Genomic DNA, 23,661 nt, shown 5'->3' with positions numbered 1-23,661 from the left:
CGCGCACGAACGGCTCGTGCGCGCCCTCGACGCCGCCACCGCCGAACGCGCCGACGGCGCCGTCCTCAGCGTCCGCGGCCTCACCGTCCGCTTCCGGCTGCGCGGCGGCCGCACCGTCGCCGCCGTCACCGACGCCGCCTTCGACCTGGCGCCGGGGGAGTGCCTGGCCCTGGTCGGCGAGAGCGGCTGCGGCAAGTCCGTGCTCGCCTCGGCGCTGCTCGGCCTGCTGCCCGCCAACGCCGAGACCGAGGGCAGCGCCCTGCTCACGGCGGCCGGACCCGACCGCCCCGCCGTCGAACTCCTGGCCGCCGACGAGACCACCCTGGCCCGCACCGTACGGGGCCGCCGGATCGGCCTCGTACCGCAGAGTCCCGCCGCGCACCTGACCGCCGTACGGACCGTGCGGGCGCACCTGGAGGAGACCGTACGGGCCCTCACCGACACGCCCCGGCGCGAACGGCGGGCGGCGGCCGAAGCGGCGGCGGAGCGGGCCGCGTTCCCGGCCGGGCACCTCGACCGCTATCCGCACGAGCTGTCCGGCGGCCTCGCCCAGCGGGCCGCCACCGCGCTCGCGCTGATCGGCGACGCGCCGCTGCTGCTCGCCGACGAGCCGACCACCGGACTCGACCGGGAACTCGTCGACCGCACCGCCGACGAACTGCGCCGCCACGCCGACGCGGGCAAGGCGCTGCTGCTCATCACCCACGACCTGGCGGCGGCCCGCCGGGTCGCCGACCGGGTGGCCGTCATGTACGCCGGACGGATCGTCGAGATCGCCCCCGCCGCCCGCTTCTTCGGCGCCCCGGGCCCTCGCCACCCCTATGCGCGCGGTCTGCTCGACGCCCTGCCGGAACGCTCCTTCACCCCCATCCCGGGGCTGCCGCCCGAGCTGTCGAAACTGCCCGAGGGCTGCGCGTTCGCACCGCGCTGCGCCCTCGCCTCGGACGTCTGCGCGGCGACCCGGCCGGAGTTCACGGCGGGCCTGGCCTGCCACCACCCGGACGTCCCGGCCTCGGACGCCCCGGCCCCGGACGCCCGTGGAGACGACCTGTCGGGAGCCGCACATGCTTGAACTCCACTCCGTCACCGCCGGGTACGAGCGCCACGCGCCCGTCGTCCGTGACGTCTCGCTCACCGTCGCCCCCGGCGAGTCGGTCGGCCTGCTCGGCCCCAGCGGCTGCGGCAAGTCGACGCTGGCCCGGGTCGCCGCCCTGCTGCACCGCCCGGACGCGGGCCGGGTGGTCCTGGACGGCACGGAGGTACGGGGCTGGCGCCACCGCGCCCCCCGGGCACAGCGCACCGCGCTCGGCGTGGTCTTCCAGCAGCCGAGGCTCTCCGCCGACCCGCGGCTCCGGCTCGCCGACCTGATCGCCGAACCCCTGCGGGCCACCGGACGGCGCGCCGAGGCCGCGGACCGGCTCGCCGCGCTCGTCCCGGCCGTCGGCCTCACCGACGACCTGCTCACCCGCCGCCCGCACGAGGTCAGCGACGGTCAGCTGCAACGGGCCTGTCTGGCCCGTGCCCTGGTGCTCCGGCCGCGCTGGCTGATCTGCGACGAGATGACCGCGATGCTGGACGCCTCCACGACGGCGGCCCTGGTCGCCGCCGTCGAGCGCTATCGCGCCGAGACCGGCGCCGGGCTGCTCGCCGTGGGCCACGACCGGGTGCTCCTCGAACGCTGGTGCGACCGAACGGTGGAGTGGGCGGGGCTCGCGAACCCACGGTCCACCGATTAGCCACCGGTCGGCGGGCGACCGGCGGCCGGGCGGACGTGGCAGGCGTGGCGCGGAGGGAACGGGTCGCTCCGGAAAGTCACCCGGATGGCCGCCACGCCATACCGCCGTCCGGATCGTCCGTTCCGTCACACTGTCCGCCGAACGCCGCAATTCCGGTGCGGCGCGAGGAGGGTGAGTCCCGGTGGCCATTTCCGTTTCCGTCGTCGTGCTGCTGCTGATCCTGGCCGTGATCTTTCTCCGCAGCGGCGGTCTGAAGTTCTCGCACGCGCTCACCTGCGCGCTGCTCGGCTTCTGCCTGGCCGGCACGAGCATGGCGCCCACCATCCACAACGGCGTCGCCGCCACCGCCAACGTGGTCTCCAGCCTGCGGCCCTGATCGTTTCCCTGGTGTGAAGTGCCCGTGAAGCGGGCCGCGTTTCCATGTACATCTCAAGCACTCGGGCCTAGCGTCGGCCGCCGGCGCGACCACCGCACGGACCCGAGGAGCCGCATTGACCACCCGACCCCCCAGCAGGCGAGCCCGCGCACTCGCGCTGATCGCCGCGGTGAGCGCGACCGTGCTCGCGCTCACCGCCCCCGTCGCCCTCGGCGACGAGATCCCCCTCGCCCCGGGCCACCGGCTCGTCGACTCCTATATCGGCGGCCCCGCGACCGCCGTGCCCGTCCCCGGCGAGGCCCCGCCCCAGCACCCGTACCTCGCCCCCAACGGGCGCAGCGGCATGCACGCCGACGCGGCGGGCAGCGGCACCCACCCGTTCCCCGGGCCGCTCGGCAAGGCGCCCGCGGTCGACAGCGAGAAGATCGCCCCGCTCGGGGGCGAGTGCGCCACCGTGACCTTCGACTCCGGCGGCCGGCTCGTCACCGTCTGCGGCACCTTCAGCGGCTTCCTGCTCAAGCTGCTCGACCCGCGCACCCTGGACACCCTCGCCGAGTACCAGCTGCCGCAGCGCTCCTCCACCGTCGAGGCGATCACCCGCCTCGACTTCGAGAAGATCTTCAAGGACACCTCAGGCGGCGCCTACTTCTACCTGGACGACCGCGACCGGGTGGTGCTCGCCGACTCCCGCCAGCACGTGCTGCGCATCGCCCACCGCCAGAAGCCCGACGGCGGCTGGGAGTTCGCCGTCGAGAACGACTGGGACCTCACCCCGCTGGTCCCGCACGACTGCGTCAGCTGGACCAACCTCTTCCCCAGCGGCGTCTGCGACCCCGTCACCTCGGTGATGCCCGACTGGCAGGGCCGGATCTGGTGGATCACCCGGCTCGGCCGGGTCGGCACCGTCGACCCCGCGACCGGCACCCTGCGGGCGGTCCGGCTCGACGGCGAGGAGATCCAGAACTCCTTCTCGGTCGCCGAGGACGGCATCTCCATCGTCTCCGACCACGCCCTCTACAGCTTCCGCGCCGACCCCGACGGCACCCCGCGGATCCAGTGGCGCCAGGAGTACGACCGGGGCACCGGCACCAAACCCGGTTCGGTGAACCAGGGTTCGGGCACCACCCCCGACCTCTTCGGGCAGCGCGGCGCCCGCTACGTCGCCATCACCGACAACGCCGACGACCGGATGAACGTGCTCGTCTTCCGGCGCGGCACCGACGTCGCCGCCGCCGACCGGCTGGTCTGCAAGGTCCCGGTCTTCGGCGCGGGCGCCTCCACCACCGACAACTCCCTGATCAGCTGGGGCGACAGCCTCATCGTCGAGAACAACTACGGCTACCAGAACCCCGGTTCGCTCACCCTAGGCCGCAGCGTCGTCGGCGGCGTCACCCGCGTCGACGTCCGCCCCGACGGCAGCGGCTGCGACACCGTCTGGCAGAGCGACGTCCGCTCACCGTCCACCGTGCCCAAGCTCTCCACCGTCAACGGACTGCTCTACTTCTACGAGAAGCGGCCCAACGCCCTCGGCATCGACGCCTGGTACCTGACCGCCGTCGACTTCCGCACCGGCAAGCGCGTCTGGCAGCGGCTCACCGGCACCGGCACCGCCTACGACAACAACTGGGCGCCGATCACCCTCGGTCCGGACGGCACCGCGTACGTCGGCGTGTTCAACGGGATCGTCGCCGTCCGCGACACTGCCTGACCGTCGCCCCGTACGCCAGGAACCGCGCGCCAAAAGCCTGACGTCAAACCCCGGGCCCGGTACGGGAGTTCCGTACCGGGCCCGGGTCGTGTCGAAAAGCGGCTGCCGGACCGCTCACTCCATCTCGGGCATCTCGCCGACCGTCGTCCGTACGTCGATCACCGCGAACGCCGCGCCCTGCGGGTCCAGGACCGCCGCGAACCGCCCGAACGGGCTGTCCATCGGTCCGAACACCTTCTGCCCGCCGGCCCGTTCGGCGCTCTCCACCGCCTTGTCGCAGTTGTCGACACCGAAGTAGATCTGCACGTACGGGGGGATCTCGGGCGGGAAGTCGTCGGCGGTCATCAGCATCCGGCCGAGCACCGGCTGCGGCCCGCCCAGGTCGAAGACCTTGTAGTCGATGCTGTCGTCCTTCATCGCCTTCGATCCGTAGCCGAACACCTCCGTGTAGAACGGGTCGGTCCGCGCCGGCTGCCGGGTGAACACCTCGGCCCACACGTACGAGCCGGTCTCGCCCTCCAGCTCGAAGCCCACGTGCTCACCGGCCTGCCACACCCCGAACACCGCGCCCGTCGGGTCCTGCGCCAGACACATCGTGCCGAAAGCGCCCACCTGCATGGGCTCCATCAGGACCGTGCCGCCCGCGCCCCTGATCTTCTCGGCGGTGGCGGCGGCGTCGGGCGAGGCGAAGTACAGACACCAGGCGGACTGCTGCTCGCCGTCCTGCCCGGGCATCGGCGGCACCACCGCCGCGACCGCCTTGCCGTTCTTGTACGCCTGGGTGTAGTTCCCGTACTCCGATGAGGACTCGCCGAAGGTCCAGCCCAGCACGTCGGCGTAGAACGACTTCGCGCCCTCCACATCGGTGAACATCGCGTCGGTCCAGACCGGCGTGCCCAGAGGTCGTGAGGTCATGACGATGACTCGCTTCCGGATCGATGACGTCTGTCTCTACCGTCACGCTAGTCACGTACGGCCGCCTCCGCTCGGTGACGCACGAGGCCGGGAGTGGCTACGGTCCGTGACCCGGGGCCGGTCAGGGCCGGTCGGTGGTGATCCGGGGGGGCCACGACCGCGGTGGGCGGGTGCCCGTCCGTGCGAGCTCAGCGCCGGACCTCGCGCGCCTCCGGGAACAGCTCCTTCACCAGCGTCCAGAACACCGGGAAGTCCGGGATGTCCTTCGCCTCCCGCGCCCAGCGGCCCGCCCCGGCCGTCCGCACCACCACGAGCCCGTCGCCGCGCCACTCGCAGAGCCGTACCCGCTCCCACGCCGCCGTCCCCGACGGCAGCGCGATCCCGCGCCCGTCCACCGCGATCTCGCCGAAGGCCACCCGGCCGCCCGCCTCCAGGGTGGTCACGGCGGGCGGCAGCGCCCGCCGAACCGTTTCGTCCAGGACGATCTGCGCCAGCTCCCTGATCTGCGAGTCCGCGGGCCGGGGCACCGTCTCCTCGTTCAGGAACCCGCCCACCGCCACCCCGTGCCCGTCCCCGGTGAGCAGCCGGTACGCGTAGTGGGTGCCGGTGTAGCGGCCGTCGGCGCCGGTCCGGGTCACGTCCTGGTGCATCGCGGTGACCGCCTGCCAGGGCACCGCCCGGGCCGTCCCGCCGGGGCCGGGGCAGACCAGGCCGCGCTCGTACAGATAGACGTACTCGGCGGGCCGCAGCCCCGCCCCCGCCTCCGGCGTCCGTCCCGGCGACCGCAGCGCACGCCACAGCGCGAGCCCGGCCGCCGCGAACGCGAGCAGCAGCAGCGGGACGCCGAACGCGGGACCGGTGAGCCTGCTGACGGTCGCCGGCACCGCCAGACCGGCCGCGGCCGTGGCGAGCACCAGGGCCGCCCGCCGCTCGCGGCTGCCGGTGGGCGGGGTGCTCCCGATGTCCCCGTGCCGGGCCCGGAAGGCCCGCAGGTACGCGCCGAGGCCCGCCTGCCGCGCCGCGCTGGTCGCCGCCGTGTCCGGCGGCGGTACGGTCACCCGGTCGAGTCGCTCCATCGCGCATCCCCCCGACCGCATTTTGACAGCGGGGGTGGCTGCCGGGCCAGCCTTTCGGCGGCCTGGCGGGCCGCCGGATCGACCCGGGAACGACCGTGGACCGTACGGGAGTTGGGATGCGGGCTACAGCACCGCGATGCCGAGCGGGCGGGAACCGGCGGCGAGCCGGTGGGTGCTGCCGTCCGTCAGGTCGACGACCGTCAGACCGTCCCAGTAGCCGTCCCGGGTGAAGCCGCCGGTCACGTACGCGGTGCGGCCGTCGCGCGACACGGCCACGTCCTCGTGCGGCCCGTCGAGCGGGATGACCCGCTCGGTGCCGTCCGGCTTGCGGACGGTGAGCGAAGGGCCTTCGTCGGTCGCCGGGTCGATGGGACCCGTACCCACCACGAACAGGGTGCCGTCGGGGGTGATCGTGGCCCCGTGCTGATGGGTGTCGGCGGTCATCCGCCGGATCTCCGACCGTCCGGTGCGCGGGTCGAGCTCGACAAGCCGCTCGCCCTCGAAGGGCAGCAGCAGCTTGCCGTCCGACGGCCTGACCACCGCGTAGTGCGGCTTCAGCCAGGAGCCGAGCCCGCCCGCCGTGCCGTACGGCGCCACCTCGATCCGCCGGGTGCGCAGGGTGTCCGCGCGGACCACGGTCACGTCGAAGGAGTCGTGGTCGGTGGCGTACACCTCGGCCCCGTCGCGCGAGACGTCGACGTCGAACGGCCGCCGCCCGACCGAAACCCGGTCGGTGACCTTCAGGGACGCCGTGTCGATCACCTCCAGGGTGCCGTTGCCACCGGGCACGTTGACGCCCACGTACGCCCGCCGCCCGTCCGGGGAGAGCGCGATGCCCATGCCGCCGCCGCGGTACTCGCCGGTCGTGACCGGGCCCGTCGCGGTCCGGTACGGCACGAGCGCCACGCGCGTACGGCTCGCCGTGTCGACGACCGCGACGCCCTCGGCGGTGGCCACCCAGGCCCGGCCGTCCGCGCCGACGACGAACCCGTACGGGGCGGTGCCCACCCGCACCGAGCCGATCGGGCCACGGGCCGGGTCCACGAAGGTCACGGTGTCGGCGCCGAAGTCGGCGACGAGCAGGGTGCCGGCCGGGGTCTTCCCGGTGGCGGGCGTGGACGGTGTGACGGGTGTGGTCGGGGTGGTGGTCGTGGTGCTGGGTGGGGCGGCCCGGGTGCCGGGCGTGGCCGGGTCCGCGCCCTGGGCGCAGCCCGCGAGCAGCGCGACGGAGGCGGCCAGCACGACGAGGGCTCGGGTTCGGTTCACGGCGGACTCCTGGGCGGCGAGGGGACGGACCGGGCGGGGGGTCCCCGGGCAGGGGCTCCCGCTTCCCATGCTCCGGCCGACGCCCGGACCTCCGGGTCAGCCGATCGGTTGACCCGGGGGTCCGGGGGTCGGCCGACCCGGCCCCTGCGGCATACTGACGCCACTTTGCTCAACAAACTGTTGAAGGAGGAGTCTTGGCCGCGAGCTTCAAGACGGTCATCGAGGTCGACCCCGCGCACCGGACCCAGGCGGAGGCCCTGGCCCACGCCTTCCAGGAGGCCATCGCACCGGCCACCGTCAACTACGACTTCGAGCACATCCGGGCCGCCGCCGCCGCGCTCCCCGACGCCACCATCGTGCGGATGGTGCGCGGCTGGGGCCTCCAGGAGCAGGCGCCGGTCCTGGTGATGGTGCTCTCGCTCAAGGAGGCGGTACGGCAGGCGCTGCCGCCCGAGGCGGCCGAGGCCGGGTTCTGGGGCACCGTCGAGCGCGAGCTGGTCGCCGCGTTCACCGGCCTCGCCGAGCAGGAGGCGGCGCCCGGCGGGGCGCCGGGACTCTCGTACTACGAGGAGGGCGCCGACCGCACCCGCTACTACCGTGACCTGTTCTTCGCCCTGCAGGACCCGGAGACCGGCGCGTATCTGCACGCCATCGCCTTCTGCGTGGACGTCACCGTCCACCGGGACAAGGCGGGTGTCGGCGCGCTCGCGATGACCGACATCGTGCCGTTCGCGCTGCGGCTCAACGCCATCGTGGTCCGCCAGGAGCTGGCCGCGAGTCCCGTCACCGCCTGACCGGCGACCTGACCGGCGACCTGTCGACGAGGCGTCCGATCCGACCGAGGCCCGCCGTCCCGGGCCATGGCCAGACGCCCTACCGGGCGGTAGCGTCCGTGTCCGACCGGCACCCGGACGGGCGCCGGGACCGGCAGGGGAAGGGCGAGCGGCACCATGGACCAGCGGTTCGGCGACTACCAGAACGAGATCTACCTGAACGGGCTCTTCGGCACCCTGCCCACCCTCCCGATGTCCTTCGCCGAGCTCGAACGGCGGGCCGAGGCCGCGCTCCCGCCCTCCGTCTGGTCGTACGTCGCCGGCGGCGCGGGCGACGAACAGACCCAGCGCGCCAACGCCGAGGCGTTCCACCGGTGGGGCCTGGTGCCCCGGATGATGGTGGGCGCGGCGCGGCGCGACCTCACCGTCGAACTCTTCGGCCGCACCCTGCCCAGCCCGCTGCTCATGGCGCCCATCGGCGTCATCGGCCTGTGCGCCCAGGACGGCCACGGCGACCTCGCCACCGCCCGCGCCGCCGCCCGCACCGGCGTCCCGATGATCGCCTCCACGCTGAGCGTCGACCCGCTCGAGGACGTCGCCGCCGCGTCCGGCGACACCCCCGGCTTCTTCCAGCTCTACACCCCGACCGACCGGGCGCTCGCCGAGAGCCTGGTGCACCGGGCCGAGGCCGCCGGGTTCCAGGGCATCGTCATCACCCTCGACACCTGGGTCACCGGCTGGCGCCCGCGCGACCTCGCGACCGGCAACTTCCCCCAGCTGCGCGGCCATTGCCTGGCCAACTACACCTCCGACCCGGTGTTCCGGGCCCGCCTCGCGAAGACCCCCGAGGAGGACCCGCAGGCCGCCGTCCTGGAATGGACCGGCATCTTCGGCAACCCGCTCACCTGGGACGACCTGCCCTGGCTGCGCTCGCTCACCGAACTGCCGATCCTCCTCAAGGGCATCTGCCACCCCGAGGACGTCCGCCGCGCCAGGGACGGCGGCGTCGACGGGATCTACTGCTCCAACCACGGCGGCCGCCAGGCCAACGGCGGCCTGCCCGCCCTCGACGCCCTCCCCGACGTGGTCGCCGCCGCCGACGGGCTCCCGGTCCTGTTCGACTCCGGCGTCCGCAGCGGCGCCGACGTCACCAAGGCCCTCGCCCTCGGCGCCACCGCGGTAGCCGTCGGCCGCCCCTACGCGTACGGCCTCTCCCTCGACGGCACCGACGGCATCGTCCACGTCCTGCGCACCCTGCTCGCCGAGACCGACCTCCTGATGGCCGTCGACGGCTACCCGACCCTGCCGGCCCTGCGCGCGGACGGCGCCCTGCGCCGCCTCTAGCGGCGGCCCAGGAACTCCGCGATCCGCGAGTAGCCGTCCGCGCCGTGGCCCAGGGCCACCGTGCGGCGGGCCAGGCCCTCGGCGGCGCGGGCCAGGCTCGCGTCGATGCCGTGGTTCTCGGAGGCGCGGACGATGTGGGTGAGGGAGGAGAGCGCGGAGGTCAGCGGGTTGATCTCGCCGGAGAAGCCGCCGTCCTCGATGTCCGCCGCGAAGCCCTCGAACAGCGGCGGCATGATCACGGCGATGCCCTGTGCGAACGGGGCCAGTTCGCCGGGCTTGATGCCCTCCGCGCCCGCCACCGCGAGGGCGTGCATGTAGCCCGTCATCGAGGTCCAGAAGATGTCGAGCAGAGCGATGTCGTACGCGGCGGCCCGGCCGATGTCCTCGCCGAGGTGGGTACGGGCGCCGCCGAGCGCGTCCAGGACCGGGCCGTGCGCCGCCGCGAGGTCGGCCGGGCCGCTGAGGATCACCACCGCGTCCGGCGTGCCGATGGTCGGCGTCGGCGTCATGATCGCCCCGTCGAGGTACGCGATGCCGTGCCCGGCCGCCCAGGAACCGGTGTCCCGGGCCCGCTCGGGGGTGTCGGCGGTGAGGTTCACCAGGGTGCGGCCGCGCAGCGCCGCCGTGACCTCGGGGGTGCGCAGCACGGCGTCCGATGCGTCGTAGTCGACCACCGAGACGACGGTCAGCGGGCTGGCCGCGACCGCCTCGGCCGCGCTCGCCGCGCCGTGCGCGCCGCGCTCGATCAGCTCGCGGTCGCGGCCCGGGGTGCGGTTCCAGACGGTGGTGCGCACCCCGGCGGCCACGAAGGCCCCGGCGAGCGCCCGGCCCATCGGGCCGAGACCGAGCACCGTGACGGCGGCGGGCGTGGCGGGCGTGGCGGCGGCGGGGGACTGGGGGAATGCGGACATGGCGGAACTCCTTGTGCGGGTGGTGCGGTGAGCTGATGACAGACTGGTCGGCCGAAGCGGGTCGACCGGTGCGACCGGTACGGCCGGGAAGAACGAGGGGACGGGGGACGGACCATGACGCGTGGCCGGGCCAGGGAGACCGATCTGTGCGGCGTGAGCGCCGCCGTCGCGGTGATCGACGGCAAGTGGAAGACCTGGCTGCTCTGGCTGCTCGAATCGGGGCCGCGACGGCCCGGCGAGCTGCGCCGGGAGATCCCGGCCATCAGCGAGAAGATGCTGACGCAGGCCCTGCGCGAGATGGAGTCGGACGGCCTCGTGCACCGCGAGGTGCACGACGTGGTGCCGCCGAAGACCGTCTACACGCTGACCGACGAGGGCCGGATCCTCTCCGAGGCGCTGGCCCCGCTCTCCGACTGGGGCCACCGCCGCATCGAGCGGCTGGTCGCGGAGCGCGCCGCTTCCTGAGCGCGCTTCTCAAGGTCCCGCTGTTCTCCTGCTCCTTTCGGTTTCCGCGGTCCTTCCGGGGTGTTCCCCTCGGGCTTCTCCAGACTCTCCCGGGGCCGCCGGGGCGACAAGTACCCACTAAAAAGTGGGTATGCGGGCGCCCGCCCGCATACCCACCCGGTCCCTCGGGCGCGTGCCCTCAGGCCGCCCGCTTCCGGCGCCACGGCAGCGCGTGGCGCCCCGGCCGGTCCGGCAGCCAGCCGAACGCGAGGGAGCTGCCGACCAGGCCGAGCAGCATCCCCACGAAGAAGCCGCCGAGGTTGGACGTCATCCAGCTCGCCAGCGACGCGAGCACGCCGATCACCGAATAGAACAGCCGCTGACGGGGGTTGAACACGATCAGCAGTCCGCACACCGTCATGATGATCGGCAGCACATAGCCGATCAGACTGTCCGCTCCCGCGGAGAGGATCACCGTGATGCTGGCCCGCTGGGTCAGCAGGATCTCCGCGCCGCCGAGCGCGAGCGCCACCCCGGCCCCGAAGGGCCGGCGGTGCCGCCAGCGCCGGAAGGTCCGCCACGGATGCCGCCGCCCGTCGGGCGCCGTGGCACCGGACGCGTCCGGGGCGTCAGGTCCGGCGACGGACTCCTCGGTGTCGGCCGCCACGCTCAGCAGCCCTTCGAGCTGAAGCCCATGTGGAGATCGGGCAGCGTGAACCGGGTCGCGGTGGTGGCGTAGTTGTTCTGCCGCACGTCCGTGATCGTCACGCTGTCCGCCTGCTGGCCGAACGAGCCCAGCGGGCCCTTGATCGGCGGCTTGTCGTACGTGCTGGCGTCGCCGCCGATCTCGATGTTCTTGAACTCGGCGAGCTTGGCGGCCATCTCGGTGGAGTCGGTGGTCAGACCGGACGCCTTCACCGGACGGTCCTTCTTGTTGCCCGCGGTGATCAGCAGATGGGTGCCGCCGAGCTCCACGCTCTGGCACAGGTTGGAGAGCTTGGCCTCGCGGAACGCGGTCACGATCACGAGCACCTGGCCGCCGGTGTCGCCCGCGTTCGGGCTGCCCTCGGCCATGTTGTCGAGCGCCCCGAACTGGCCGAAGCCCTCGCCCTCGAGCGAGGTCGCGGTCACCGTGAACGGCATGCCGGAGATGGCGAACTGGGCGGCGAGCGCGCCCTGCGCGGTGAGCACCACCAGGGTCGAGGCGGCGAGGAAGGCGGGCACGCCCATCAGGGCGGCGCGGCGGTAACGGACACCACCGCGGCGGTCCGTGGCGTCGGCCGCCCGTGCGGACGCCACGGCGGAGGAGGCCCCCGGGTCGGGGGTGTTTTCGGGCAGGGCCATGCGTTGCTCCTGACATCGATGAGGAAACGGAGCGCGGCGACGTCCTGGCGCGGACGGTCCCCCATCCACCTGGGTCTTCCCGGACGCGTACGGAGGCGGCGGTGCCGCAGGGGACCGAAACGGACCGTACGCGCGGTTAATCCGGCCCGTCAACTCCCCGGTAACAAAAGACTGTTGACGATCATTCAGGCGTCGGCGGGGGCCGGCGGAGGGGAGGCCGGCACTCCGTCAGACGCGCTGGAACGGCGCCACCACCACATGGACGAGGACGTCGAGCAGCTCCGCGAGACCCGCCGCGACACTCCCGTCGGCCGCCGTGTCGAACCGTCCCTCGTCCACCGCCCGGAGCACCGCCGCGTGCACGGCGCCGACCACCGTGTCGACCAGAGCGGCCCGCGGCACCGTCACGGGGCCCGGCGGGGCGTCCGCGAAGAACCGTCGAAAACTGGCCAGAAGTTCGGCCCGCGCCCGGCGCCCCGCGGGCCCCACCGACTCGATCTCGACCACCATCGTGGCGAACACCGGGTTCTCCGCGAGCAGGTTCAGGAGCACCCCGAGCCCGCCCCGCACCGCGACCGGCCAGTCGACCGCGCCCCCGGCCCCCTCGTACGCCCGGACCATCGCCCGCACCACGGTGCCGGTGCCGCCGCGGAACGCGGCGAGCACCGCGTCCTCCTTGCCGGAGAACAGCTCGTAGAAGACCGGACGGGTCACTCCGGCGGCCCGGCAGATGTCACTGATCCGCGCGCCGGTGTAGCCGTTCGCCGCGACCGTCCGCGCCACCCCGTCGAGCAGCCGCTCGCGCTGCCGTGACGCCACCTCCTCGGGAGTGAGCCGGCGCGGTCCGGGCCGCAGCGAACGCTCGGGCTCGCGCCCCGTGCGCGCCCCCGGCAGGACGAGATCCTCCTCGGCATCGCGAACGCTCGTCATCGGCCACATCCTTCTGCGGTTGTTGACGTCACATACTCGACAGGATTACAACCCTCGTGGGTTTTCCTCTCGGTGCTCCGGGCGAGCAACGGTGGAGCCGCACCCCCGTGGGACGGGATGCGCCCCCCGCCGCGCACCGCACACCGAGTATTACGCTCCACCTCGTATCGCGACACCGCCGCCGGGGATCCGTGGCGCCGGAACCTTCCGGCGGTGGCGTCGCCACCGTGGCGCTCCCGCGCCACCTGTCGCCCGCGGCCCGAGCCCGTCCGCCGCGCCGCGACCCATTCCCGCGCGGCCGGACACGTGCGCCCGAGCCCGTCCGCCGCCCGCGCGGCCCTCTCCCGTACGGCGATCCCCAGGCCCGCACGCCGTGTCGTGCGCGCTTCCCGTGCCGTGCGTTCCTCCCGCGCCGTCGCGCCGACCGTCGCGGTCCCGACCCTCCGTGCACCCTCCGCCCTGTGCGAAAGGAACCCCCATGGACAAGCGTGCTCTCTCCGTCGTCCTCGGCACCGCCGTCGCCGCCGTGCTCGCGGTGACCACCACCGCCTCCGCGACCGCCAACGCCGGGAACGTGCTGACCACCGGCAGTGCGGGCGGCACCGCCGTCGCCACCGGCGACGTGCTCTCCGCCTCCCTGGCCACCGGCGCCACGGCCAAGATCGCCACCACCCTCGGCGGCAGCACCGGCATCACCTGCAACACCTCCGCGTTCACCGCGTCGGTGACCGGCAACCCGGCCGCGCCGGGCACCGCCACCGAGTCGGTCAGCGCCCACACCCTCGCCAGCTGCACCACCAACATCGTGGGCGCCACCGGCGTGCAGAGCATCACGGTCAACAACCTGCCGTTCGCGGCGGCCGTCGTCTCCGGCGGTTCGCTCACGGTCACGGCCGGAGCGGCGGGCCCGATCCAGACCACCCTGAAGATCAACACGATCCTGGGCGTGACCACCTGTGTCTACCGGGCGGGCAGCCTCACGGCGACCCCGTCCAACACGGACAACTCGCTCACCTTCAAGGACCAGCTGTTCACCAAGTTCAGCGGCCCGGGCACCTGCCCGGCCAACGGCTACTTCAGCGCCAAGTACGGCCCGGTGCGCGACACCAGCCAGGCCGGCAGCCCGGTGGTCTTCGTCAACTGACCAGGACCGAAGGCAGGTTGACCGCCGACTGAGCGCCGACTGACCGCTGGTCGGCCGGCGGGTGGGCGGCCCCGGAGCCGAAGGGCTTACCGGGGCCGCCCCTTCGCCATGCCCCGGTACCCGGGGTGCACGCCGGGCGTGAGTCCCTGCCGCTCGGCGATCCGCTCCAACAGGCCGGTCAGGACCGCGCGTTCGGCGTCGTCGAGACCCGCGCAGATGTCGGCCTCGTGCTCGCCGGCCACCGTCCCGATCTCCGCCAGGACGCGCTGCCCGTCCGCCGACAGGTGCAGGGCGTGGTTGCGCCGGTCCTCGGTGCTGCGCCGCCGCTCCACCAGGCCCTTGCCGTCGAGCTGGTCGATCAGCGTGACCACCCGGCTGGGCACCACGCCGAGCTCCGTGGCGAGCGCGCGCTGACTCAGCCCCGGCCGGGTCGCGATCATGCGCAGCAGCCCCACGTCCGGCGGCGTCAGGCCGAGCGCGGCCACCCGCTCGGCGAACCGGCCCGCCGCATGGGCCCCGAGCTGGGCCAGCAGGAAGGCGGTGCCCCGGGGGCGCGGTGCCGCCACGCCGGATTCCTCGCTCGGTTGCCTCGTCGTGCTCACGCGGGCTATCGTACGCGACGAGAACGATTCACCTAGCTGAATCATTCTGTCGAGTGAATGGAATGCGCTCATGACCTCTCTTCCTCCTCCCTCTCCTCCCTCTGCTTCTCCGGCCGCTGCCCTCGCCGCCTTCCCCGCCGGGCCCGCGCCCGGGATCGAGGGCAAGGTCGCCCTGGTCACCGGCGGATCCCGGGGCATCGGTGCCGCCACCTGCCGGGCGCTCGCCGCGCGCGGCGCGAAGGTCGCCGTGACCGGCCGGGACAAGGCCGCCGTCGACGCCGTCGTCGCGTCGATCGTCGAGGCGGGCGGGCAGGCCCTCGCCGCCCCCGCCGACGTGACCGACCCGGCGGCCGTCGAACTCCTCCACGACCTGGTGACCGGGGAGCTGGGCGCGGTGGACATCCTGGCCCCGTTCGCGGGCGGCCAGGGCGCCCCCGTACCCACCGTGGAGCTCGGCGTCGACCGCTGGCGGTCGGTCATCGACTCCGACCTGACCTCGGTCTTCCTGACCGTCTCCGCCTTCCTGCCCGCGATGGTGGCGCGCGGCTCGGGCACGGTCGTGCTGATGTCCTCCACCGCCGGACGCGTCCCCGGCGGCGCGAACGCGGCGTACGCCGTCGCCAAGGCGGGCGTCCTGATGTTCGCCCGGCACCTCGCCCAGGAGGTCGGTGGGCACGGCGTCCGGGTCAACTGCCTGGCACCGTCCGCCGTCCTGAACGACCGGATGCGCCAGTACCTGACGGAGGACCAACGGGCCCGGCTCGCCGCGGACTTCCCGCTCGGCCGGATCGGCAGGCCCGAGGACGTCGCCGAGGCCGTGGTCTATCTCGCCTCCGACGCCGCCTCCTGGATCACCGGCGCCACCCTCGACCTCACCGGCGGGCGGGTGATCGCATGACGACGACTCCGCGCGCCACGCAGCGGGTTGCCCAGGGCGTACCGACGGCCGCGGGGGTGCCGTCGGGCCCGCCGCCGGACGTCCGCGAGGCCATGCTCACCAAACTGCTCCGCTTCCAGCGGCCCGAACGCAATCTGCCCTATCTGTACGGGCTGCCCGAGGACCGGGTCGCCGGACTCTTCGGGCTGACCCCGGAGGCGTACGAGCAGCGCCTCGCCGCCTTCGCCGCCGAGGCCCGGGGCGCGGCCGACACCCTGCGCGCCGACCCCGAACTCGCCCCGGCCATCGGCCGGTTGCCGTTCACCGCCGGGCAGCGGATCGTCGCCCTCGGCGAGAGCACCACCGCCGACCGGCTCTCCTGGCTGGAGATCCTCACCGCGCTGCTGCCCGAGGGGGTGAGCGTCACGAACCTGGCCGTCTCCGGCTGCACGACGACCCAGGCCCGTACCCTCGCCCCGGCGCTCGGCCAGGCCCGGCCCGACTGGGTGTTCTGCCTGCTCGGCACCAACGACGTCCAACGCCCGGGCGCACAGACCCTGGTGAGCCTCGACGAGACCCGGCGCAACCTGACGGCGCTGCGGGCGCTCGCGCCCGACGCCCGCTGGATCTGGCTCACCCCGACACCGGTGGACGAGGACCGGGTCGCGGCCTTCGAGCCGTTCCGCAGGGCCGGGCTGAGCTGGCGGGACGCGGACGTGACCGCCATCGCCGAGGAACTGCGCGAACGGCCGGAGCCGACGGTCGACACCCGACCGCCGGCCACCGGCCGCCATCTCGACGACGGCGTCCATCTGACTCTCGAAGGCCAGCGGGAACTCGCCGCCGAGGTGATCCGCGCCCTCGCGGAGCTGTGACCCCGTAGGGGCCCGGTGGTCAGACCCGGTGATCAGGCCCCGAGCTCGGCCACGGCGGCGGTGGCGAAGGAGTGGTCCTGCTCCGGCGCCCCGCCGCCGACGCCGATCGCCCCGATCAGCCGCCCCGCGCGGTGCACCGGCACACCCCCGGCGATGAACAGGAGCGGGCGCTCCAGCGCGGTCGGCAGCGAGTGGAAGGGGCCCTCCGGCTTCACCAGATCGACCAGATCCGCGGTCGGCGCGTCCAGCTGCACCGCCGTGTACGCCTTGCGGGTGCTGGTCTCGCCCGAGATCAGCACCGCGCGGTCGTCCCGCCGGAAGGCGAGCAGGTGGCCACCCGCGTCGACCACGCTGACGCTGACCGCGACCCCGGCGGCGTCGGCGGCCCGGCGCGCGGCGGTCAGCAGGATGTCGGCGTCGGTGCTGGTCAGCGGGGTGAGGGCGGGAGTGGTGACGGTGTCGGTCGTGGTGCTCATGGCGCTTCTCCTCGAGGGATGGGGGAGGGGGTGGGGGGAGTGGTGAGTCAGTGGTGAGTCAGTGGTGGACGGGGGTACGGGCGGGGGCGGCGGCCGGAGCGGGGGCGCTGGGCCGGTGCGTACGGCGTTCCAGTGCGGCCGACCAGAGCGCGAGGCCGAGGGCGGAGGCGGCGAGCAGGGCGCCGACCCAGTTCGGGGCGGTCCAGCCGAGGCCCGCGGCGATGACCAGGCCGCCCAGCCAGGCGGCCAGCGCGTTGCCCAGGTTGAAGGCGCCGATGTTGACGGCGGAGGCCAGGGTCGGCGCGCCGTGCGCCTGGTCGAGCACCCGCTTCTGCAGCGGCGGCACGGTGGCGAAACCGAGCGCACCGACGAGGACGACGGCGACGGCCGCGAGGACCTTGTGGTGCGCGGCCACGGTGAACAGCGCGAGCACCAGGGAGAGGCCGCCGAGCGTGACGTACAGGAGGGGCATCAGGGCGCGGTCGGCGTACCGGCCGCCGATCAGGTTGCCGAGGAACATGCCCACGCCGAACAGGACGAGCAGCCAGGTGACGGCGCCCCCGGAGTATCCGGCGACCTCGGTCATCATCGGCGCGATGTAGGTGATCGCGGCGAAGACGCCGCCGAAGCCGAGCACGGTCATCGCCATCGCGAGCAGCACCTGCGGGTTGCGGAAGGCGGTCAGCTCCCGCCGCAGCCGGGCGCCCTCGGGGCGCGGCATGGCGGGCACGAGGCGGGCGACGCCGAGCAGTCCGACCACGCCGAGCGCGGCCACCACGACGAAGGTGGTGCGCCAGCCGACGGCCTGCCCGATGAAGGTGCCGAGCGGGACGCCGACGATGTTGGCGACGGTCAGTCCGGTGAACATGGTGGCGATGGCACCGGCCTTCCGGTCGGGCGCCACAAGACCGGCGGCGACGACGGACCCGATGCCGAAGAACGAGCCGTGCGCGAGGGAGGCGACGATCCGCCCGGTGAGCATGATCCCGAAGCTCGGCGCGACGGCCGAGACCAGGTTGCCGACCACGAAGAGCCCCATCAGGAGCATCAGCATCCGCTTCCGGCTCACCTTGTTGCCCAGGACGGTGAGCAGCGGCGCGCCGAGCACGACGCCCAGCGCGTACCCGGTGACCAGCAGGCCCGCGGTGGGGATGGAGACGCCGTAGTCGGCGGCGATCTCGGGCAGCAGCCCCATGATCACGAATTCGGTGGTGCCGATTCCGAAGGCCCCGACCGCGAGGGCGAGGAGAGCGAGCGGCATGGCTCATCCCTTCCGTGGATGCAGTGTGCGACGTGCGAGGCGCTTGTTGCTTGAGTAAGCCGTTAGCGCGCTTCGACAATAGTTGCACACGCTCTATATCTGCAAGTGCGGGTAATCGCCGCGCTCCGGGTGGTGCCCGGAGGGGAGGCGCGAGAAGGGAAGGAGCGATTCCGCGCCGGGCTCGCATAGGGTGCGCTCACTGGCGCGCAGAAGGGGGAGTGCGGTGAGCGGTGCGATCCGGCCGGGGAGCGGCCCGGCGGTGGTGCGGACGGTCTCCGGCGAGGAGCTGCTCGGGTACGGGGACGGCCTGCGGGCCGTGTACGCGGATGCCTTCGGCGGCCCGCCCTGGAACGAGGGGCCCGACGGCGCCGACGCCTATCTGGAGCGGCTCGCGGACGACGTGCGCAGGCCCGGCTTCAGCGCCGCCGTCGCGCTCGACGGCGAGGGTGACGTGGGCGACGTGGGCGTCGTGGGCTGGGCGACGGCCTGGACCACCCCGGACCCGTTCCCCACCGGTCGCAGCTATCCGCGGGTCGCCGCCGCCCTCGGCGAGCGGGCCACCGCCGACTGGCTGACCGGCGCCCTGGAGGTCGACGAACTGGCCGTCGCGGGCCGCGGCCGCGGGTCGGGTCTCGGCGGGCGGCTCCTGGCGGCCGTCACCGAGGACAGCCCCGGCGGCCGCTGCTGGCTGCTGACCTCGGCCGCCGCGGACCGGACCGTCGCCTTCTACGAACGCGCGGGCTGGCTCATCGCCAACCGCCCGGTGCCCGAGGGGACCGGCCTCGTCGTGCTGCTCGGACCCCGGCACCCGGCGCACGCCGAACTCGCGTCCCGCTGACCACGCTTGGCCGTGTGATGGCGTGATGTGCACGGTGGTGTCCCGTCAATTCCTTTTCGTGGACAGCTCTTTGACGTCTCTTGATCACTCCCTGTCCCCGGCGTGAACTGATCCTGACAAGAGTGGCGGCGTACCGCTGCGCCTCGTGCGCAGCACGCGAACGCCTCACCACAGGGGACGACATGAGAAGCAGCCGTATCACGCGGCGCACAGGGGTGGTCATGGCGGCGGCGCTGCCGCTGCTCGCCGGCACGCTCGCCGTCGGACTGCCGGCCGCCGAGGCCGCCACCCCGGCACCCGGCGGCCGGGTCGCGCTGGAAGGCGCGCGGCCCGGCTGGGCCACCCCGTCGGCGGACCGGGGCGGCACCGCCGCCACCGCCCGCGTCGACGCCCGCGTCTACCTGGCCGGACGGGACCCGCGCGGCCTCACGGCCTACGCCGAGGCCGTGTCCGACCCGGCGTCGCCGCGCTACGGCGCCTATCTGACGCCCGAGCAGACGCGACAGCGGTTCGGCGCGAGCCCGGAGCAGGTCGCGGCCGTCACCGGCTGGCTCCAGGGCGCGGGACTCACCGTCACCGGCACGAACGAGCACTACATAACCGTCACGGGCGACGTGACCGCCGCCCAGAAGGCATTCGCCACCACCCTGCACGACTACCGCAAGGGCACCAAGGTCTACCGCGCGCCCACCGGCACGCCGTCCGCACCGGGCGCCCTCGCCGACGCGGTCCTGACCGTGACCGGCCTCGACACCGCCCCGCACCGGGCCACCCACCACGACACCCTGCCGGGACCGGGCGCCGGATTCCGCAACGCGGGCCCCTTCTCCACGTCCTTCGGCTCGAACGTCGCCACCACCCTGCCGGACGCCTACGGCGCCAAGGTCCCGTACGCGGTCAAGGGATACACCGGCAAGGACCTGCGCGGCGCCTACGGCGCGGGCGGCTACACCGGCCGCGGCGTCACCGTCGCCATCACCGACGCCTTCGCCAGCCCGACCATCGCCGCCGACGCGCGGACCTACGCGCGCCGCAACGGCGACCAGGCGTACCGCGGCGGGCAGCTCCGCCAGGTCACCCCGGCCGAGTACACCCACACCGAGGACTGCGACGCGTCCGGCTGGTACGGCGAGGAGACCCTCGACGTCGAGGCCGTCCACGCGGTCGCCCCGGACGCCGGGATCGTCTACGTCGCGGGAGCCTCCTGCAACGACGCCGACCTCCTCGACGCCCTCAACAAGATCGTCGACCGGCGGCTCGCCGACATCGTCTCCAACTCGTGGGGCGACATCGAGGCCAACGAGACCCCGGAGATCGCCGCCGCCTACGACCGCACCTTCAAGCTCGGTGCCGTCGAGGGCATCGGCTTCTACTTCTCCTCCGGCGACGACGGCGACGAGGTCGCCAACACCGGCACCAAGCAGGTCGACACCCCGGCCAACTCGGCCTGGGTGACGGCCGTCGGCGGCACCTCGCTCGCCGTCGGCAAGAACCGCTCCTACCGGTTCGAGACCGGCTGGGGCACCCTGAAGGCGTCCCTGTCCGCCGACGGCACCGCCTGGACCGGCTTCCCCGGCGCGTACACCAGCGGCGCGGGCGGCGGCACCAGCGCGACCGTCCGCCAGCCCGGCTACCAGCGGCACGTCGTGCCCGACGCGCTCGCCAAGGCGAACGGCGCGACCCGGATGCGCACCGTCCCCGACATCGCTGCCGTCGCCGACCCGAACACCGGCTTCCTGGTCGGCCAGACGCAGAGCTGGCCCGACGGCACCGTGTCGTACGACGAGTACCGCATCGGCGGCACCTCGCTCGCCGCCCCGGTCATCGCGGGCGTCCAGGCACTCGCCCAGCAGGCCAGGCACCGGCCGATCGGCTTCGCCAACCCCGGCATCTACGCCCGGTACGGCTCCCCGCTCTACCACGACGTCACCGACCACCCGCTGGGCAAGGACCGTGACCTGGCCGTGGCCCGCAACGACTTCGCCAACGGCGTGGACGCCTCCGACGGCCTGGTCACCTCGGTGCGCAGCCTCGGCAAGGACAGCTCCCTCGCCGCGGTGCGCGGCTACGACCCGGTGACCGGCGTCGGCTCCCCCGCCGCCGGGTACGTCGGCTCGTACGGCGCCCACCGCCCGTACAACGGCCGCTAGGCCGTACACCGGCCGCCAGCGGCGCAAGGCGACGGCCCGCACCCTTCGCCGAAGGGTGCGGGCCGTCGGTCCGCGCGCGGCTCAGCCCTGCGGGTACGCCTGCGTGATCAGCTTCTGCCGCAGCACGCTCCACTGCGCCACCATGTCGTGCACCAGGTACAGGTCACGACGGCGGGTCCACGCCTGACCCGACTTGGCGTCGTACGTCTCCGGCATGGCGAAGCCGCGCGGCGCGAAGGCCGTGATGCCGCGGTCGACGGTGGTCTGGACGCAGCGCTTGACGTGGTCGCGGAAGCCGACGACCGCCGCCCGGCCGACCCCGCCCGGCAGGTGCGCCCGCGCGGCGGCGACCTGCGCGGCCACCCCGTCGGTGCTGAGGTAGGTGATGGTGCCGTCGGGGGCGATCACCGGCTCGATCGACGTCACGTTCCTCATCCGGTACTTGGACTCCAGGAATCGGGCGATCTCCCACTGCGCGTACACCGGTATCCCGGGCCGGGCGCGACGGATCCGGGCCACCGTGTCGGCCAGCTCCTCGTTCACCGGACCCGGCTCGAACAGCACCTTCGTGGGGTCGCCGCCACCGGCCGGGGGCCGGTTGCCGAAGCCGTACGCGAGGACGAAGTCCAGGCTCTGCAGCGGGGCCACCGGCGGCTCCCACGCGAAGCCCACGTCGTACAGGTGCGGGGTGAGCGCCCGCGCCGCCGACCGGTCGTCGAGCTCCGCCGTCAGCGAGGCCAGCATGGCGCGCAGCAGCTGGCCCTCCTGGTCGTGGTCGGGGCCGTGCCCGTGGTCGCGGTCGTGGGCCGCCGCGGGGGTGGCGGACAGCAGGACGGGGGCGGCTGCCGCGGCGGTGAGACCGGCGGCGAACATACGGCGTTGCATGGACACTCCAGAGGACGTGACGAGGCACCGATGGTCATGACCTTGCGCGTCACCACGATGAACCCCGAGGACCCACCCGTACAACACCATCCGTACAGCACCACGCACAGCACCTCGCACAGCGCCGTCCGGGCGGCGACGCGCGGACGGCACACCTGCCGGTTCGCCCCCTCATGTCATGATTTCCGCATGAGTGAGAGTCCCGTACAGATCGTGCCGCTGGAACTGATCCACCTCGACGCCGTGCTCGACCTCGGCCACCGCGTCTACGACGTCAAATCCATGCCGTACACCTCGTGGTCGCTGTCCTCGGTGGCCGCGCACTGGGACGCCCAGCCGGACGCCTGCTGGGTGGCCATGGACGACCAGGGGCTGCTCGGCTTCGTGCTCGGCTCGCTGTCGTACGACGAGCGCGAGGACTGGGGCTACCTGGAGTGGATCGCCCTGGAGGAGCGGGCCCGCGGCCGGGGCGTGGCCAGCGGACTGGTCACCCGCTGCTGCGACGCGCTGTTCGCGGCGGGCGCCTCACGGATCATCACCGACGTGGAGGGCGGCAACGAGGCATCGGCCACCATGATGCGGCGCAACGGATTCACCGAGGGCGTCACCGTCACCCTCTTCGTCCGCCGCGCCCCGCACGAGCAGCCGGGCGGGTCCCCGCGCCCCACCCAGGACCCGGCCCGCGCCCGGCTGCGCCGCGCCGCCCGCACCAGCTGACCTATCGGGTGACCGGTCGGGCTCTCATACGGTCATCATGCTGAGCCCGAGGCCGACGCAGGCGAGCCCGGACACCGCGTGCCCGAACCGCTTCCCCACCGAGTCGGTGGTCGCGCTCAGGGCGCACACCATCAGCAGGAACACCCCGGCGCAGGTGAGGAACCAGGTGCCGAACGAGCCGTCGAGCGAGGCCGCCGTGTGGATCCGGGCCACCGCGACCACGGCCGCCGCGAGGACGAGCAGGGCGTGCGTCGCGGCGGCGCCGGACGGGACGGGCCCCAGGAAGCCGTCGAGCAGGCACAGCAGCACCATGGCGGAGGCGGCGCACGCCGTCACCACGGCGAGCCGGCCGGTCCACCAGGGGACCATCCCCACGCAGCACAGCAGGTCGCTCCCGTAACGGGCCGTCGCGGGCCAGGAGTTGCGTGCGGCGCCCGTACGCACCAGGTGCACGTAGGCGAACACGGACCCCAACAGCCAGAACACGAGAGCGACTTGCAGGCCTCCCAGCAGGAACGCCGAGTACGACGCCTCCCGCATCTCGTCCGCCACACCCACGACGAATCCCCCCAGGAACTCCGGGTACTCCAGTTGCTCCAGGTGCCCCGGTCACGCGCGAAGTCCCCAAGTATGGCTTCCCGCAGGCGAGTCGGACCAGGCCCGGGCCCGGCCCGGACCGGGCCTCAGGGGTTGATGCCCACGTACTTGACCTCCAGGTACTCCTCGATGCCCTGCGGCCCGCCCTCGCGGCCCAGCCCGCTCGCCTTTCGAAGAACCCCGGGTCCGGCCCGCCCGGCACGCGCGCGCGCCGCACGGCCGAAACGCCCAAGTAGCTCCGCTACAAGGGCGCCCCGGCCGCACGCCGATCGCGCGCACCGAACGACCCGGCCTGATCCGACGCGAATTGTCAGACAGGCCCTAGGCGGTGTCTTCAAATGATCACCGTTGATGGACCATGGTGTCGTGATACGTCGACATGAACTGACGGATGCTGAGTGGGACTTCGTCCGGCC

Annotated in this window: 25 protein-coding genes; 13 read left to right on the top strand and 12 right to left on the bottom strand. The window is 73.6% G+C overall.

The window, feature by feature from the left end:
• Nucleotides 1–16 precede the first annotated feature (16 nt).
• The 4 genes from ACIPXM_RS24995 to ACIPXM_RS24980 all read left to right on the top strand — a co-directional run bounded on the left by ACIPXM_RS24995 (nucleotide 17) and on the right by ACIPXM_RS24980 (nucleotide 3,820).
• Nucleotides 17–1,072, top strand: coding sequence for an ABC transporter ATP-binding protein (locus tag ACIPXM_RS24995; RefSeq protein WP_401659852.1), 1,056 nt, complete (start codon nucleotides 17–19; stop codon nucleotides 1,070–1,072).
• Nucleotides 1,065–1,736: an ABC transporter ATP-binding protein gene (locus ACIPXM_RS24990; RefSeq protein ID WP_401659261.1), complete on the top strand. Its 672-nt coding sequence runs from the start codon at nucleotides 1,065–1,067 to the stop codon at nucleotides 1,734–1,736. The genes ACIPXM_RS24995 and ACIPXM_RS24990 overlap by 8 nt, the downstream gene beginning before the upstream one ends.
• A 181-nt stretch (nucleotides 1,737–1,917) precedes the next feature.
• Nucleotides 1,918–2,112, top strand: coding sequence for a hypothetical protein (locus ACIPXM_RS24985; RefSeq protein ID WP_401659258.1), 195 nt, complete (start codon nucleotides 1,918–1,920; stop codon nucleotides 2,110–2,112).
• Between the two features lie 115 nt (nucleotides 2,113–2,227).
• Nucleotides 2,228–3,820 carry a hypothetical protein gene (locus ACIPXM_RS24980; protein ID WP_401659254.1) on the top strand — a complete coding sequence of 531 codons (1,593 nt, stop codon included), beginning with the start codon at nucleotides 2,228–2,230 and terminating at the stop codon, nucleotides 3,818–3,820.
• A 114-nt stretch (nucleotides 3,821–3,934) separates the two neighbouring features.
• Here the strand turns inward: ACIPXM_RS24980 and ACIPXM_RS24975 are convergent, their stop codons facing one another.
• The 3 genes from ACIPXM_RS24975 to ACIPXM_RS24965 form a co-directional block, all read right to left on the bottom strand.
• The gene (locus ACIPXM_RS24975) at nucleotides 3,935–4,735 is read right to left on the bottom strand and encodes a VOC family protein (RefSeq protein WP_401659251.1); all 801 of its coding nucleotides are present in this window, start codon (nucleotides 4,733–4,735) and stop codon (nucleotides 3,935–3,937) included.
• Nucleotides 4,736–4,923: 188 nt separating this feature from the next.
• The gene (locus ACIPXM_RS24970; RefSeq protein ID WP_401659249.1) at nucleotides 4,924–5,811 is read right to left on the bottom strand and encodes a DUF6585 family protein; all 888 of its coding nucleotides are present in this window, start codon (nucleotides 5,809–5,811) and stop codon (nucleotides 4,924–4,926) included.
• A gap of 123 nt (nucleotides 5,812–5,934) precedes the next feature.
• Nucleotides 5,935–7,146 (bottom strand): YncE family protein, encoded by a 1,212-nt coding sequence (locus tag ACIPXM_RS24965; RefSeq protein ID WP_401659247.1) that lies wholly within the window; start codon nucleotides 7,144–7,146, stop codon nucleotides 5,935–5,937.
• Between the two features lie 125 nt (nucleotides 7,147–7,271).
• On the opposite strand from ACIPXM_RS24965, the gene ACIPXM_RS24960 reads away from it, so the two are divergent.
• Nucleotides 7,272–7,871, top strand: a complete 600-nt coding sequence (locus tag ACIPXM_RS24960; protein ID WP_401659245.1) for a Type-2Aa cytolytic delta-endotoxin — start codon at nucleotides 7,272–7,274, stop codon at nucleotides 7,869–7,871.
• A 156-nt stretch (nucleotides 7,872–8,027) separates the two neighbouring features.
• Complete coding sequence (locus ACIPXM_RS24955; protein ID WP_401659242.1) at nucleotides 8,028–9,194, top strand: alpha-hydroxy-acid oxidizing protein; 1,167 nt, start codon at nucleotides 8,028–8,030, stop codon at nucleotides 9,192–9,194.
• On the opposite strand, the gene ACIPXM_RS24950 is transcribed toward ACIPXM_RS24955, so the two are convergent.
• The gene (locus ACIPXM_RS24950) at nucleotides 9,191–10,105 is read right to left on the bottom strand and encodes an NAD(P)-dependent oxidoreductase (protein ID WP_401659239.1); all 915 of its coding nucleotides are present in this window, start codon (nucleotides 10,103–10,105) and stop codon (nucleotides 9,191–9,193) included. The two genes, ACIPXM_RS24955 and ACIPXM_RS24950, sit on opposite strands and share 4 nt — an antisense overlap.
• A 114-nt stretch (nucleotides 10,106–10,219) precedes the next feature.
• Here ACIPXM_RS24950 and ACIPXM_RS24945 point away from each other — a divergent pair, with 114 nt between their 5' ends.
• Nucleotides 10,220–10,570 carry a winged helix-turn-helix transcriptional regulator gene (locus ACIPXM_RS24945; protein WP_401659236.1) on the top strand — a complete coding sequence of 117 codons (351 nt, stop codon included), beginning with the start codon at nucleotides 10,220–10,222 and terminating at the stop codon, nucleotides 10,568–10,570.
• A gap of 178 nt (nucleotides 10,571–10,748) precedes the next feature.
• Here the strand turns inward: ACIPXM_RS24945 and ACIPXM_RS24940 are convergent, their stop codons facing one another.
• The 3 genes from ACIPXM_RS24940 to ACIPXM_RS24930 all read right to left on the bottom strand — a co-directional run bounded on the left by ACIPXM_RS24940 (nucleotide 10,749) and on the right by ACIPXM_RS24930 (nucleotide 12,823).
• Nucleotides 10,749–11,216, bottom strand: coding sequence for a DUF6114 domain-containing protein (locus ACIPXM_RS24940; RefSeq protein ID WP_401659233.1), 468 nt, complete (start codon nucleotides 11,214–11,216; stop codon nucleotides 10,749–10,751).
• A gap of 2 nt (nucleotides 11,217–11,218) precedes the next feature.
• Nucleotides 11,219–11,893 (bottom strand): DUF6230 family protein, encoded by a 675-nt coding sequence (locus ACIPXM_RS24935; protein WP_401659231.1) that lies wholly within the window; start codon nucleotides 11,891–11,893, stop codon nucleotides 11,219–11,221.
• 228 nt (nucleotides 11,894–12,121) lie between these two features.
• Nucleotides 12,122–12,823 carry a TetR/AcrR family transcriptional regulator gene (locus tag ACIPXM_RS24930; RefSeq protein WP_401659228.1) on the bottom strand — a complete coding sequence of 234 codons (702 nt, stop codon included), beginning with the start codon at nucleotides 12,821–12,823 and terminating at the stop codon, nucleotides 12,122–12,124.
• A gap of 478 nt (nucleotides 12,824–13,301) precedes the next feature.
• Between ACIPXM_RS24930 and ACIPXM_RS24925 the strand changes: the two genes are divergently transcribed.
• Nucleotides 13,302–13,967 (top strand): Tat pathway signal sequence domain protein, encoded by a 666-nt coding sequence (locus ACIPXM_RS24925; RefSeq protein ID WP_401659225.1) that lies wholly within the window; start codon nucleotides 13,302–13,304, stop codon nucleotides 13,965–13,967.
• Between the two features lie 86 nt (nucleotides 13,968–14,053).
• Here the strand turns inward: ACIPXM_RS24925 and ACIPXM_RS24920 are convergent, their stop codons facing one another.
• Entirely contained in the window at nucleotides 14,054–14,569 is a 516-nt protein-coding gene (locus tag ACIPXM_RS24920; protein WP_401659222.1) for a MarR family winged helix-turn-helix transcriptional regulator, read from the bottom strand.
• Between the two features lie 70 nt (nucleotides 14,570–14,639).
• On the opposite strand from ACIPXM_RS24920, the gene ACIPXM_RS24915 reads away from it, so the two are divergent.
• The gene (locus tag ACIPXM_RS24915; protein ID WP_401659219.1) at nucleotides 14,640–15,467 is read left to right on the top strand and encodes an SDR family NAD(P)-dependent oxidoreductase; all 828 of its coding nucleotides are present in this window, start codon (nucleotides 14,640–14,642) and stop codon (nucleotides 15,465–15,467) included.
• Complete coding sequence (locus tag ACIPXM_RS24910) at nucleotides 15,464–16,321, top strand: SGNH/GDSL hydrolase family protein (RefSeq protein WP_401659216.1); 858 nt, start codon at nucleotides 15,464–15,466, stop codon at nucleotides 16,319–16,321. The genes ACIPXM_RS24915 and ACIPXM_RS24910 overlap by 4 nt, the downstream gene beginning before the upstream one ends.
• 32 nt (nucleotides 16,322–16,353) lie before the next feature.
• Here the strand turns inward: ACIPXM_RS24910 and ACIPXM_RS24905 are convergent, their stop codons facing one another.
• Both ACIPXM_RS24905 and ACIPXM_RS24900 read right to left on the bottom strand, forming a co-directional pair.
• Entirely contained in the window at nucleotides 16,354–16,797 is a 444-nt protein-coding gene (locus ACIPXM_RS24905) for a heme-binding protein (protein WP_401659213.1), read from the bottom strand.
• A 58-nt stretch (nucleotides 16,798–16,855) separates the two neighbouring features.
• A complete protein-coding gene (locus ACIPXM_RS24900; protein ID WP_401659210.1) occupies nucleotides 16,856–18,058 on the bottom strand; it encodes an MFS transporter in 1,203 nt (400 codons plus the stop codon).
• A gap of 223 nt (nucleotides 18,059–18,281) precedes the next feature.
• On the opposite strand from ACIPXM_RS24900, the gene ACIPXM_RS24895 reads away from it, so the two are divergent.
• A complete protein-coding gene (locus tag ACIPXM_RS24895; RefSeq protein ID WP_401659207.1) occupies nucleotides 18,282–18,896 on the top strand; it encodes a GNAT family N-acetyltransferase in 615 nt (204 codons plus the stop codon).
• 182 nt (nucleotides 18,897–19,078) lie between these two features.
• The gene (locus tag ACIPXM_RS24890; RefSeq protein WP_401659205.1) at nucleotides 19,079–21,046 is read left to right on the top strand and encodes a protease pro-enzyme activation domain-containing protein; all 1,968 of its coding nucleotides are present in this window, start codon (nucleotides 19,079–19,081) and stop codon (nucleotides 21,044–21,046) included.
• Nucleotides 21,047–21,127: 81 nt separating this feature from the next.
• Here the strand turns inward: ACIPXM_RS24890 and ACIPXM_RS24885 are convergent, their stop codons facing one another.
• Entirely contained in the window at nucleotides 21,128–21,931 is an 804-nt protein-coding gene (locus tag ACIPXM_RS24885; protein WP_401659203.1) for a hypothetical protein, read from the bottom strand.
• A gap of 189 nt (nucleotides 21,932–22,120) precedes the next feature.
• Between ACIPXM_RS24885 and ACIPXM_RS24880 the strand changes: the two genes are divergently transcribed.
• Entirely contained in the window at nucleotides 22,121–22,648 is a 528-nt protein-coding gene (locus ACIPXM_RS24880) for a GNAT family N-acetyltransferase (RefSeq protein ID WP_401659200.1), read from the top strand.
• 24 nt (nucleotides 22,649–22,672) lie between these two features.
• Here ACIPXM_RS24880 and ACIPXM_RS24875 read toward each other — a convergent pair whose 3' ends face one another.
• Nucleotides 22,673–23,206 carry a hypothetical protein gene (locus ACIPXM_RS24875; protein ID WP_401659198.1) on the bottom strand — a complete coding sequence of 178 codons (534 nt, stop codon included), beginning with the start codon at nucleotides 23,204–23,206 and terminating at the stop codon, nucleotides 22,673–22,675.
• Nucleotides 23,207–23,661: the final 455 nt, after the last annotated feature.

It is taken from the genome of Streptomyces sp. NPDC090025 (genome assembly GCF_044748125.1).
GTDB lineage: Bacteria > Actinomycetota > Actinomycetes > Streptomycetales > Streptomycetaceae > Streptomyces.
The sequence above is the reverse complement of the archived record's forward strand: the minus strand, read 5'-3'. Positions and strand labels throughout refer to the sequence as shown.